Raw genomic sequence first — 12,908 nt, forward strand, 5'->3', positions numbered from 1 at the left:
TCCCGAGACAGCACAGGAGAACCATGCGATGACCGAGACCCACTCCCCCGGCCTCGTCCCGAACACCGCCGACGAATTCCGCGACCGCGTCGCCGTCGTCACGGGTGGCGGCTCCGGCATCGGACGCGCCGTCGCGATGCGGTGGGCGGCCGCGGGCGGCACCGTCGTCGTCTTCGGCCGCAGGCAGCACGCGCTCGAGGACACCGTCCGGGCGGCCGAGCGCGTCGGCGGCAAAGCCGAGGCCGTGGTGTGCGACGTGCGGGATTCCGACGCCGTGGACGCGGCGATCGACGGGGTGGTCGATCGCTACGGCCGCCTCGACGCCCTCGTCAACAACGCCGCAGGCAACTTCGTGGTTCCCAGCGAGGACCTCTCGCCGGGCGGGTGGAAGGCTGTGGTGGACATCGTCCTGAACGGCACGTTCTACTGCACCCGCGCTGCAGGCCGCCACATGCTGGCGACCGGTCGCGGCACCATCCTCAACACCATCGCCAGCTACGCGTGGCACGGTCATCCCGGCACCGTCCACAGTGCGGCGGCGAAGGCGGGTGTCGTCGCGATGACGCGCACCCTGGCCGTGGAGTGGGGTGGCCGCGGCGTCCGGATCAACTGCATCGCACCGGGACCGACCGAAACCGAAGGTGCCGGGGCAGCACTGTGGCCCACCGAACAGGACCGCGCCCGAGTGCTGTCGAGCGTCCCGGCCGCTCGCTTCACGACGCCGGACGAGGTTGCCGAATCGGCGGCCTTCCTGCTCAGCGACCGCTCCGGCTACGTCACCGGAGAGGTCCTCGTCACCGACGGCGGTCAGTGGCTCGGCAAGTCCGTGTACACGGATTCGCGAGCGGCGGCCCGATGACCACCACGATTCACACTGCCTGGGAACGCGACTCGATCCTCGTCGGCGGGGACTGGATTCCCGTCACCGAGTGCACGGAGGTGCACGACCCGGCCACCGAGTCCGTGATCGGCCGGTCCGGGTCGGCCGGTGCCGCCCACGTCGACGCCGCCGTCGCGGCGGCACGCTCCGCCGGAACAGCCTGGGGTGCGAGCCTTCCCGAGGATCGCGCGGAAATTCTCGACGATCTGTGCACCCAACTGCGCGCGCGGAGGCAACTCCTCGTGGACACCACCGTCGCGGAAGTGGGAGCCCCGGTGACCGTGGCCGAGGAAGCGCACATCGACCTCGGTATCGAGATCCTCGCATCGTATGCGCGGCTGGCCAGGGACCTTCTCTTCCGGGAACGGCTGGGCCGGACGCTGCTGCTGCGCCGCCCGGCGGGTGTCGTCGCGTGCATCACGCCGTGGAACTACCCCTTCTACCAGCTCGCGGCCAAGGTGGGAGCAGCCCTCGCGGCGGGATGCACCACCGTCGTCAAACCGGCCGAGCTCACCCCGCTGTCCACCTACCTGTTCGCCGACGCCGCACTCGATGCCGGCGTTCCGGCGGGGGTCCTGAACCTGGTTCCGGGCAGCGGTCGCACGGTGGGGGCCGCACTGGCCGCACATCCCGGGGTCGACGTGGTGTCCTTCACCGGCTCCACCGCCGTCGGCAGGGGCGTCGCACACGCCGCCGCCGAATCCCTCACACGCGCGTGCCTCGAACTCGGCGGCAAGTCGGCCTCCGTGGTGCTGGGTGATGCCCCGCTGTCGGCAGCGGTCACCGCAACCGTCGATGCCGCCATGGTCAACTCGGGTCAGACGTGCAGTGCGTGGACTCGCCTCCTCGTGCCGCGCGCACGCTACGAGGAGGCGGTCGAACTCGCCGCCGACCACGCCGACACTTTGTTGGTGGGCGATCCCCGGGACCGCTCGACGCAGCTCGGCCCGGTGATCTCGGCTGCGCAGCGACGATCGATCGCGGAGGCGGTCGACGCGGCGGTCGCCGGCGGGGCCCGTCTGGCGGCGGGAGGGTCCGGCGTCCCTGCAGGCCTCGAGACGGGCCACTACCTGCGACCGACCGTGCTCGCCGACGTCGGACCGCACGACCCGATCGTGCGCGACGAGATCTTCGGGCCGGTGCTGGTCGTCCTCCCGCACGACGGCGACGAGGACGCGATCCGGCTCGCCAACGACAGCGACTACGGGCTCGGCGGCGCCGTGTGGTCGGCCGACCCGGAACGGGCCCTGAGCGTCGCGGCCCGGATGGACACCGGCCAGGTCGACATCAACGGCGCCCCGTTCAACCCCGAGGCCCCGTTCGGAGGCTGGAAGTCCTCCGGCCTGGGCCGGGAGCTCGGCCGGTTCGGCGTCGAGGAGTTCACCGAGCTGACGGCGGTGCAGCGCTGACCCGTCGTACCCCACACACCCCAGAGTCCACAGTCCCGCACCGACACAACCATATTCGAAGCGAAGGAACCGCGACATGACCACCACCAACATCCCCGCCTGGCCCCTGACCGACGAGCAGAAGCAGATCATCGAGCTGTGCCGGGACTTCGCGCAGAAGGAGATCCGGCCGCGCGGCCGGGAGGTCGACGAGGCGGATGTCGTGACGCCCGTCGACATCTTCGCCAAGGCCGCCGCGGTGGGCATCACCGATTTCATGATCCCCGAGGAGTTCGGCGGAGGCGGCATGAGTGATGTCTTCACCCAGTGCCTGGTGCAGGAGGAATTGTGCTGGGGTGACCCCGGCATCGGAAACCTCCTGTGCTCCAACGGCTTCTTCTCCGATCCGATCATGGTCCTCGGCACCGAGGAGCAGAAGAAGCAGTGGCTCGGCCCCCTCACCGGACCGAACGCCCCGATGACCTCGCTGGCCACCACCGAGCCGGGATCCGGCTCGGATGCGGCGTCGATCGTCACCACGGCCGAGCGCGTCGACGGCGGCTACCGGCTGGGCGGGCAGAAGGCGTGGATCTCCAACGCCGGCGCCGCCCGGTTCTACGTCGTGTTCGCGAAAACCGACCGCACCCAGCGGTCCGGCGGCGTCTCCGCGTTCCTCCTCGAGAAGGGCGCCGAGGGAATGACGTTCGGTGAGCCGATGAAGAAGATGGGCCAGCGCGCCATCGTGTGCCGGGAGATCTTCTTCGACAACGTGTTCGTCCCCGAGGAGAATCGTCTCGGCGAGGAAGGACAGGGCTTCTACGGTCTGATGGGCACATTCGACATCTCGCGGGTCGTGCTCGGCGCGGCCGCCGTCGGCGCCGCCCGCGCCGCCTACGAGTACGCCCTCGACTACGCCAAGACACGGAAGCAGTTCGGGGTGCCGATCATCGAGCATCAGGCCGTCGCCTTCCGGCTGGCAGACATGGCGACGCGGATCGAATCCGCCCGGCTGCTGGTCCATCACGCCGCCCGCATCATCGACAGCGGCGGCAACGCCCGGGGCATCGCCGCCATGGCGAAACTGACGGCGTCCGAGACCGCCATGTTCGTCACGCACGCCGCGGTGCAGACGCTCGGCGGTTGGGGCTATTCCCGCGAGTACCCCGTCGAGCAGTGGATGCGCGACGTGAAACTGGAGGAGATCGAGGAAGGCACGTCCGACATCATGAAGCTCGTCATTTCCCGGAACCTGGACTGACTCCTACGGGTGCGGGGCGGAGACACGCCTTCGCCCCGCACCCGTCCGGTACCCGCGCACCATCCGCACACGAACACTGCACAGCCCATGGGAGGGCATCGATGACAAGCCAGAACGGCGGCCGGGCACTCGTCGCGGCTCTCGCCGCACACGGAGTCGACACGGTCTTCGGAATTCCGGGCACCCACAACCTCGCCGTCTACGCCGCGTTGGCCGACTCGCCGATCCGCTCCGTCCTGACCCGGCACGAGCAGGGGGCCGGTTACGCCGCCGACGGATATGCCCGCGTGACGGGCAAACCCGGCGTGTGCCTGACCACCACCGGCCCCGCCATCCTCAATGCCGCTGCCGCAGCGGCGCAGGCGTGGTCGGATTCGGTTCCGGTTCTCTTCATCTCACCGGCTCTGCCGCTCACCCATCCGGGGAGGGGAAACGGCTACCTCCACGAGGTGAAGAATCAGCAGGCCGCGCTCGAGGCGATCGTGTCCTACAGCCACCGGGTGACCAGCGTCGCCGAGATCCCCCGCGCGATCGCCTACGCCTTCGCCGCCATGCGCTCGGGCAGACCGCGACCGGTGCACATCGAGATCCCGGTCGACATCCTCGACGCGGAAGCGGACGTGCGGATCGTCGCGCCGGTCGAGTCCGCTCCGCTCGCCGCTCCCCCGCACGCGGTGACCGACGCGGCGCAGCGTCTCGCCGCCTCGCAGTCTCCCGTGCTGGTCGTGGGCGGCGGGGCCCGCTCGGCGGCCCCGCAGGTTCGTGCCCTCGCCGAACGTCTGTCCGCGCCCGTCATCACGACGACCAACGGGAAGGGAGTCCTCGACGAGGACCACCCGCTGTCGGTGGGAGCCGGCGTTCACCATCCATCGGTCCGCGCGGTGCTCGAGACCGCCGATTGCGTTCTCGCGATCGGCACGGAATTTGCACCCTCCGATTTCTGGTACGGCCCGGTCGAACTGGATGACAAGCTGATTCGCATTGATGTCGACCCCACGTCGATGACCACGAACGCCGATCCCGCCATCCGCCTGCTGGGTGATGCCGGGACCACGGTGTTGCAACTGCTCGACGTCACGAAGATGCGCGAGGATTCCGGCGCCCACGAGCGGGCTGCGTCGCTCCGACAGGGGCTGCATGCCGATGCCGCCGCCGAAGGCGCTCCGTGGCTGGACATGATGGCCGCCATCGCACCGGCCGTCGACGAATCCACGGTGATCGCCGGGGACAGCACGATGGCCTGCTATTACGGTGCACTGTCGAACCTCACCGTGCACCGCCCCGGCGGATTCCTGTACCCGACGGGACAGGGAACGCTGGGATACGGTCTGCCCGCGGCGATCGGCGCGTCCGTGGCCGACCCGGGCGCCCGGGTCCTGGCGATTCTCGGCGACGGCGGGGTGATGTTCACGCTTCCCGAGCTCGCGACGGCCGCGCAACTCCGACTGCCGCTGCCGATCGTCGTCGTCGACAACGGCGGCTACGGTGAGATCCGCAACGAGATGGCGGACCGCGGCGACACCGTCCACTCGGTCGCGCTCGGCGGCATCGACTTCCCCGCCGTGGCGCGGGCGATGGGTTGTCACGGACGGACCGTCGAGTCCACCGGGGAGTTGACGGACGCGATCACGGCGGCGTTCGACGCGGACCGCCCGACTCTCCTGCACATCCGCGAGAACAGCAGGGCAACGCAGCAGGTGTGACGGCTACGCTGGTTCGGCCGAACTCTCGACTACGGTCTCTGTAGACGAAACGTCACATCCAAGGAGTTGAGAGCGCGATGCCACGCCCCAGCGTTGAAGCGGAACGTCGAGAACAGATCCTTCAAGCGACGTGTGAAGCCATCGCCGAACTCGGCTTCCGCGCCGTCCGGATCGCCGACGTCGCGGCGCGGGCCGGGGTGAGCAACGGGACGATCCACTACTACTTCGACTCCAAAGATGCGCTGCTGCATGCGGCGTTCCAGTTCAACTTCGAGCACTCGCTGGAACGACGGCGATGGATCATGGAGAAGAGCGACGTTCCGCTCGTGCGGCTCCACCGGCTCGTGGAGTCGTACCTGCCCGCCGGACCGGAGACGATCACGGCCTGGCGGGTGTGGGTGGAGCTGTGGGCCTCCGCACTCGGCAACGTCGAACTCCAGGAGCTCAACGACACGGTGTACGGAGAGTGGCGCGGGGTGGTCCGGGAGACCGTCGAGGCAGGCGTCGAACAGGGGGCTCTGCGGGTGAAGGATCCCGGGGCCGCCACCGACATGCTCCTCGGTCTTCTCGACGGCCTCGCGATCCAGGTGCTCACCGGCTCCACCCTGATGACTCCGACGCGGATGCGGGCCGTGTGCGACGACTTCATCGACGCCATCACCGTCGACAAGCACCGGGTCGCGTCGACCGCCGCCAAACGCACCGCGAAGTAGCCGTCAGAGCGCCGATGCGACGGTGAGCCCTTCCAGCACAGCTTCTTCCACGGTGCGCGGCAACAGGCAGTCGCCGACGGCATGGATCCGCTCCCGCGGAAACCCGTCGACCTCCAGCAGGTCGGTGACCGACGCATGTCCCTGGGCGAGTACCACTGCACTGACACCGTCGACCAGCACCGGCCGCTCGGTGAGCGTGTGCTGCAGATAGGCCGTGTCGTCGTCCGCACCGCGCAGCCGGACGTTGGGAAGGATCTCGACCTTCGCCTCCACCGCCGCGGCCACCATCGCGTTCCGCACGTACTGCTGGAGGTGTTCGCCCGCAGCGTATCCGGTGACCGCGAGCGTGACGCGGTGGCCCAGCCGGGCGAGGTGGTTCGCGACACCCAGCCCGATCCAATCGCCGCGCCAATCGGCGACGAGGACCCTGCCTGCGGGGAGTGTGCGCCCGCGGATCACGTCCCACGCCTCCACCACGTGCGGCTCGTCGAGGGTCTCGATCTCTGGCCGGAACGGCCGCGCGCCGGTCGCGACGATCAGCTCGTCCGGTTGCTCCGACCTGACCAGTCCGGGATCGACCGTCGTCCCGGTCACGAACCGCACGCCGGCCCGGCGCGCCTCACCCTCCAGGTTGGTGACGGCGCCACCGAACTCGCTCCTGCCCGGGAGCAGTTCGGCCAGCAGCACCTGGCCTCCCACCCGGGACGCCGCCTCGTACAGGGTCACCCGGTGCCCACGTTCCGCGGCCACCGCGGCCGCTTTCAGCCCACCCAGTCCGCCGCCGATCACCATGACGCTCTTCGGCCGGCGCGTGATCCGCAGAGCCCCGAAGCGCAGTTCTCGACCGGTCTCCGGATACTGGATGCACGAGATCGCGCACCCTCGCTGAAAATGCCCCATGCACGCCTGATTGCAGCCGATGCACGCGCGAATCGAATCGACGTCGTTGCGTTCGGCTTTCGCCGGCATCGCGGGGTCGCAGATGAGGGCGCGGGTCATCGCGCACGCGTCGGCCTGCCCCTGCGCGATCACCGCGTCGCCCTCGTGGGGCTGATTGATCCGGCCCGCCACGATCACCGGAACCCGGACCACGGATTTGACGGCCGCCGCCAGCGGGGCAGTGTAGGCGGCGGACTCGGTCATCGGGGCGGCGATGTGTACCGCGCCCGACAGACTCGACGAACTCCCGGCGCACACACTGACGTAATCGAACAGTCCGTCCGCGTCCAGCGACGCGCACACCGCCTGTGATTCGTCCGGCCGCAGTCCGTCGCTGCCCATCTCGTCGCCGGAAATCCTCATCCCGACCACGAAGTCGCGGCCGACCGCCGCACGGACGGATGCGAGCGCCGCACGCAGGAACCGCAGGCGATTCTCCGCCGACCCGCCGTACCGGTCCACGCGGAGGTTGGTGCGCGGATTGAGGAACTGCGCGGGTAGATAGCCGTGGCTCGCGACGATCTCGACGCCGTCGAGTCCGGCGCGCTGCAGTCGACGTGCAGCGTCGCCGTACCCCTGCACGACCGCGTCGATCTCGCCCGCCGTCATCGCTCTCGGCATCACGTGGAAGCGTTCGCTCGGCACCGCGGACGGTGCCAGCGCGACCGGAGTGGACCCGTCCTGCGACTCCAGGATCTCCCGGCCGGGATGGAAGATCTGCCCGACGACGACGCAGTCGTGGCGGTGACAGGCGTCGGCGATGCGCCGGTAGCCCGGGATACAGTCGTCGTCCGTCGCCATCAGCACGTGGGACGTGTAGCGGGCGGTCTCGTGAACACCGGCGACCTGGACCACGATCATGCCGACACCACCGGCGGCGCGGGCTTCGTGGTAGGCGACCAGTTCGTCGGTCACGTTCCCCTGCTGCACGAGCACGGTGTCGTGCCCGGAGGACACGACACGGTTCGCGAGCGTCACGTTCCCGATGCGAAGCGGGGAGAACAGGTGGGGAAAGAGCTGTGACGTCATATCTTTCACCTTTCGACACCGGCTGCGACCCGCGGCAGGCGGTCGTAGCCGCCGAGTCCGAGCGGCTGCACGAACATCTTGGTCAACACGGCATGGAGCGTGCCGGCGACGAGGAACGCCGGAATCGAGGCGGTGGTGTACGGAAAGATCGAGGATGGAATGTAGGTGACCGGATTGAGCAGGAGTGCGTACGTCGCCGCGCCGGCCGCCACGGAGGCGAACGCGAAGGCGTTGACACCGCCCCAGTACCCGTAGCAGGAGCGTGCACTGGGCAGGTACAGGTCGCGGATCCGCAGAACACCTCTACGCAGCAGGAAGAAGTCGACTATCTGCACGGCGCACAGCGGTGCCACGAGGATCGCACCCCAGGACAGGAATCGACCGTAGTTGTCGTAGACGGCCGAGGGGAAGAAGACGAGGATCGCCGCGGGTCCGAGGATGAATGCCACCAGCACCGGCCAGGGCGTTCCGCGGAGTAGCTTCCCGCCACCGCCTTTGAGCGCCACCATGGAGGCGTATCCCTGGGAGAGGATGGCGGTGACGTTGGCGAAACCGATGACGATCAGGGCCAGGACTCCCAGCACGACTCCCGCGAGCGGGATCATCCACTCGGTGGGATCCTCGAGGTTCAGCGCCAGCGCTGCGAACACACCGACGACGGCCGCAGCCACGGACGCGGCGAAGAGTCCGAGCCAGTTCGGCCAGAACGCCGCACGCGGATCACGGGTGAGCCGGGCGAGGTTTCCGATATTCGGCCACCACGCGAACCCGCCGGCGATGTTCAGTTCGATCGCGACCATGAAACTGGTGTGCGGATCGCTCTCCGGGTCGAGCGGTGGCAGACTGGCCAATTCGGACCAGGATCGCTTGGTGAACACCATGACGAGAATCCCGACGATGATGAGGACGAGGACGGGTGCGATCACCCGGCACACCGACTCGACCGAGACCGGCCCCCGGGCGAGGACGAGCCAGGACAGGGCCACCGCCACCAACCCCAGCAGGCTCACTGCCGCACCGGTCTGGGAGATCTCGACCCCGAAGACGTTGTCGATGACGTTGACCAGGCCGTGCCCGAACATGATGGCCAGAACTGCCGACCACGCCGCCGCGAAGAGCGTGGACATCACGACCATCACGATTCGGGCGCCGTTGCTGCCGAACACGCTTCGCAGTCCGACGAACTGCTCGATGCCGTACTTCGCCGACGGCAGGCACGGCGCGAGCGAGACGAGGAAGACGCTGATCGCGTAGCCGATGACGATGCTCGCGATCGCCTGTACCGCGCCGACGTAGTACGCGACGGCCGCGCCCTGCAGAAAAGCCCAGGTGGCCACGGCCAGGCCGATGTTGACCGCCGAGTAGTCCCAGAAACCCCAGATCCGCTCCGCCGGCATCAGTGGCAGTTCGTTCAGCGTGGCGTCCGTGCCGTCGTCGCCGGTTCCGCCCGCACTTCCCATTGCCGTGGCGCTGTCCTGCCGCTGCCCGTCCGGCATCAGTACCCCCACCACAGCATGACGGAGATCGTGGCGACGATCCCGGCGATCGCCGCCGCGACGTCCCGCCACGGAAGGTCGGGCAGGATCATCCCGCCTCCGCCGGGGGATTCCAATAGGAGCAATCGCCTCTCGAGTTCCTGTTCGAATGCGTCGTCCATGCGATCCCCATTTCTGATTGGCGGGCCAGTTATCAACAGTCTGTGGCACGCGTCACATCGTGTCAACCCTCGAATCCTCGCGCAGGAAACCAGAATTGAGTATTGACTGGCGAGCCAATCAAGAACAGGATGCTGGGCATGACGAACACGAAGGATCACCCGACTGCCCTACCGGCCCGCGTTCGGACCGTTGTGGTCGGCGCGGGGTACGCAGGCCTGTCCGCCGCACTCTCGCTGCACGACGACGGCATCGACACCGTGATCCTCGAGGGATCCGAACGAGTCGGCGGAAGGGTGTGCTCCGAACGGAGAAGCCACGGTGTCGTCGTCGACCACGGCGGACAATGGGTCGGCCCCACCCAGAAGCATCTGCTCGCCCTCGCCGAGCGCTTCGACTGCCCCACCTTCCCGACGTACAACACAGGCGAGCACATCGAACTCTGGCCCGACGGTGTGCAGCGGCGCTACACCGGCGCCGGTCCCGACGACGGCCCCGGCATGGCCGAATACCTGGCTGCCGCCGATCGCATCGACGAACTCGCGAGGGCCATCGACCTCGACGACCCCACGGCCACCCCGGACATCGAGAAGTGGGACAGCGAAACCGTCCACTCCTACTTCGAGCGGACCGTCGCGAACGAAGACGCCCGTCGGCGACTCGCGCTCGCCGTCGAGGGGGTGTGGTCGATCGAGCCGCGCGATCTGTCGCTGTTCCATCTGCTGTTCTACGTCGCATCCGCCGGCGGATTCGATCAGCTGATGGAAACCGAGGGCTGCGCGCAGGAGCGCCGATTCCGGGACGGCGCACAGTCCACCGCGCTGGCCGTCGCACATCATCTCGGCGACCGGGTCCATCTGAATACGGCTGTGCGCCACATCGAGCGCACCACCGACGGTGTTCGGATCGAGACCAGCCGGGGAACGATTCTCGCCGACACCGTCGTCATGGCGCTGCCGCCGTCGGCCACCCAGCGGGTCACGTTCGCTCCCCCGCTGCCGGTCTCGCGCACACGATGGGTCGAACGCAGCCCGATGGGCGACGTGGCGAAGGTGCACGCCGTCTTCGACACCCCGTTCTGGCGCGCCGACGGACTGTCCGGCCAGGCGACCATCTACGGCACCCGCGCCGTCGGAGTCGTGTTCGACAACTCCCCCGAAGATGCCGGACACGGTATGCTCGTGTGCTTCGTCTACGGTGACCGCCAGCGGTCCTGGTCGGCGCTCTCCGACGACGACCGCCGGGCAGCGATCATCGACACTCTCGTCGAGCTCTTCGGCGACCGCGCCGCGTCACCGGTCGACTACACCGAGAAGATCTGGCCGCAGGACCCGTGGGCCCGAGGAGGGTACGCGGCGAGCCCCACCCCCGGAACGTGGTTCGCGCACGGACACGACGGCTGGCGTGCTCCCGCGGACCGCATCCACTGGGCGGGCTCGGAGACCGCGAGCATCTGGAACGGCTACATCGACGGAGCGATCTCCTCCGGATCGCGTGCGGCCGAGGAGATCCGGAAGCAACTGTCCCGCTGAACCAACGGGACGCTCGTTCGATCTGACGCAACGAGCGTCCCGTTCGTCGGGGAAGGAGTGGCCGGGGAGAACTGCTCAGGGGACGAAGAAGTACCCCAGGCCCGGAACGATCGTGGCCGAGGATTCGCCGAGGACGGTCGCCGTCACGTGCCCCGATCCCGTGGGCACGTCGACCACCGGATCCTTCCCGGGCACTCCGAAACTGCCCGACGGAACGGTCACCGTTCCGGCCGCTCCCGTGCTGAGATTGAGCCACCGCACCACGGTGGCGGAGGTGTACGTCGTGCAATTCGCTCCCGGGGTGAACGCCGGGCACATGCTGGTGGCGGACAGCCGCGCGACGCCCGGTCCCGGACTCGCGCCGGTGGATGCGGCGAGTGAGACAGTGGCGAAGGGGAACGGGTCGCCGATGACCCCGGTGAACGGGAGCTGGAATGCCGTCGTGGTCACCGACACCGGATCCGGTACGGCGGAAGCGACGCCGGCCGACGCGGAGGTGAGCGCAACCGCTGCGGCGCAGGTGCCGACGATCGTGCCGAGACGTCTGTTCCTCGTTGCCATGCTTGTCCTCTCTCCAATGCAGACTCAGGCTTGCGGGGTGACGCGGAGAACCTGATCGGCGGAACCGTTGTCCGTGGTGACGAGCAACGAACCGTCGGCGGTCGGGGTGACCGACCGGAGGCGGCCGTACTGATTCTGCAGGCCGAACGTCTGCGCCGTTGCCGACTGCCCGTCCGCGGCCAGACGGAGGAAGACCAATTGCTTCGTCTTGAGGCCGCCCATGACGAGTGCGCCGTCCCACGGCCCCCATCCGGAGCCGGTCACGAAGGCGGCGCTTCCGGTCGCCAGGGTGGTGCTGCCCGAACTCCACGCCGCAGCAAGGGCTCCGGGCACGCGCGAGGGATCCGTCATCGGCACGGATTCGTCGTAGATGCCGGGGATCCGATCGGGCTTGTACCCGTAGTTGCCTCCCGCGACCAGGAGGTTCACCTCGTCGTCCCGTGTCGTTCCCTGATCCACTGCGTAGATGCGACCCGTTCCGGGCTGTTGCGCGAGGCCCTGCGCGTTCCGGTGACCCAGTGTGTAAACGGGACTCGCCGGGTCCGGATTTCCGGCGGCGGGCGTGCCGTCGGTGTTGATGTGGAGAGTCTTGCCGCCCAGCGAGTTCGGATCCTGTGACACGGTCGGCTGCGCGGTGTCGCCGGTGCCGACGAACAGGGTGCCGTCGGCGGCCGTCAGTATCCGGCAACCGCCGTGACGTCCCTCGTTGACGGGGATACCGGTCAGGATTGCGGCACCGCGGGTCAGCGTCGTCCAGCCGGCATCGACGGTCCACGACTGGATCCGGATGTCGGTGATACCGCCGCCCTGGAATCCCTGGCACGTGTACACGGTGCGTGTCTGCGCAAAGTTGCTCGCGAGTGCGATACCCATCAATCCGGTTTCGGACTGCGCGTACAGGTCCGAGAGATCGGCGGTGACCGGCCCGGTGCTTCCATCCGCACGCCGGACGAAGAACCCGCCCGACCGCTGGCCGGTGAGGACCGCGCCGTCCGGAGCCTGCACCGCATCCCACGGATGGTCGAGCCCGTCGAGGACCGGAGTGACCGTCAGCGCCGGAAGTGTGTCCTCCGTGGGTATTCCCGGGCCGTCACTACCCGAGCCGAGGCTTCCCGTATCGAACGGGAGGGGCAGCGGCTGAGCGGAGACCTGTGCGGCAGGGAGGCCGATCGCGGCGGTGGTGGCGAGAGCGAGGACAGCGAGCTTCGAATGACGCACAAGTTCTCCTCGGGTCGATTGCGCACTGAACG

11 protein-coding genes are annotated in these 12,908 nt (G+C 68.5%); 6 read left to right on the forward strand and 5 right to left on the reverse strand.

Annotated elements, in window-relative coordinates; all coding sequences use genetic code 11:
• Positions 1-28 precede the first annotated feature (28 nt).
• The 5 genes from DTA22_RS18370 (at position 29) to DTA22_RS18390 (ending at position 5,942) form a co-directional block, all read left to right on the forward strand.
• Positions 29-859 carry an SDR family oxidoreductase gene (locus DTA22_RS18370; protein ID WP_112300483.1) on the forward strand — a complete coding sequence of 277 codons (831 nt, stop codon included), beginning with the start codon at positions 29-31 and terminating at the stop codon, positions 857-859.
• A complete protein-coding gene (locus DTA22_RS18375; protein WP_112300485.1) occupies positions 856-2,289 on the forward strand; it encodes an aldehyde dehydrogenase family protein in 1,434 nt (477 codons plus the stop codon). Before DTA22_RS18370 ends, DTA22_RS18375 begins: the two co-directional genes overlap by 4 nt.
• Before the next feature lie 76 nt (positions 2,290-2,365).
• Complete coding sequence (locus DTA22_RS18380; RefSeq protein WP_112300487.1) at positions 2,366-3,526, forward strand: acyl-CoA dehydrogenase family protein; 1,161 nt, start codon at positions 2,366-2,368, stop codon at positions 3,524-3,526.
• A gap of 101 nt (positions 3,527-3,627) precedes the next feature.
• On the forward strand, positions 3,628-5,229 hold the full coding sequence (locus tag DTA22_RS18385; RefSeq protein ID WP_112300489.1) for a thiamine pyrophosphate-binding protein: 1,602 nt from the start codon (positions 3,628-3,630) through the stop codon (positions 5,227-5,229).
• 77 nt (positions 5,230-5,306) lie between these two features.
• A complete protein-coding gene (locus DTA22_RS18390) occupies positions 5,307-5,942 on the forward strand; it encodes a TetR/AcrR family transcriptional regulator (RefSeq protein ID WP_037243902.1) in 636 nt (211 codons plus the stop codon).
• A 3-nt stretch (positions 5,943-5,945) separates the two neighbouring features.
• Here the strand turns inward: DTA22_RS18390 and DTA22_RS18395 are convergent, their stop codons facing one another.
• From DTA22_RS18395 to DTA22_RS36310, 3 genes are read right to left on the reverse strand one after another with little or no spacing between them, the layout of a single operon-like run.
• Positions 5,946-7,910, reverse strand: a complete 1,965-nt coding sequence (locus DTA22_RS18395) for an oxidoreductase (protein WP_112300491.1) — start codon at positions 7,908-7,910, stop codon at positions 5,946-5,948.
• A gap of 5 nt (positions 7,911-7,915) precedes the next feature.
• Positions 7,916-9,406, reverse strand: coding sequence for a cytosine permease (locus DTA22_RS18400; RefSeq protein WP_112300492.1), 1,491 nt, complete (start codon positions 9,404-9,406; stop codon positions 7,916-7,918).
• On the reverse strand, positions 9,406-9,567 hold the full coding sequence (locus DTA22_RS36310) for a hypothetical protein (protein ID WP_037243896.1): 162 nt from the start codon (positions 9,565-9,567) through the stop codon (positions 9,406-9,408). The genes DTA22_RS18400 and DTA22_RS36310 overlap by 1 nt, the downstream gene beginning before the upstream one ends.
• A 129-nt stretch (positions 9,568-9,696) precedes the next feature.
• Between DTA22_RS36310 and DTA22_RS18405 the strand changes: the two genes are divergently transcribed.
• Positions 9,697-11,097 carry a flavin monoamine oxidase family protein gene (locus tag DTA22_RS18405; protein WP_112300494.1) on the forward strand — a complete coding sequence of 467 codons (1,401 nt, stop codon included), beginning with the start codon at positions 9,697-9,699 and terminating at the stop codon, positions 11,095-11,097.
• A 75-nt stretch (positions 11,098-11,172) separates the two neighbouring features.
• Here the strand turns inward: DTA22_RS18405 and DTA22_RS18410 are convergent, their stop codons facing one another.
• Entirely contained in the window at positions 11,173-11,658 is a 486-nt protein-coding gene (locus tag DTA22_RS18410; protein WP_112300496.1) for a hypothetical protein, read from the reverse strand.
• 24 nt (positions 11,659-11,682) lie between these two features.
• The gene (locus tag DTA22_RS18415) at positions 11,683-12,876 is read right to left on the reverse strand and encodes a PQQ-dependent sugar dehydrogenase (protein WP_112300498.1); all 1,194 of its coding nucleotides are present in this window, start codon (positions 12,874-12,876) and stop codon (positions 11,683-11,685) included.
• Positions 12,877-12,908 lie beyond the last annotated feature (32 nt).

The sequence above is a fragment of the Rhodococcus wratislaviensis genome, from assembly GCF_900455735.1.
Lineage (GTDB): Bacteria > Actinomycetota > Actinomycetes > Mycobacteriales > Mycobacteriaceae > Rhodococcus_F > Rhodococcus_F wratislaviensis.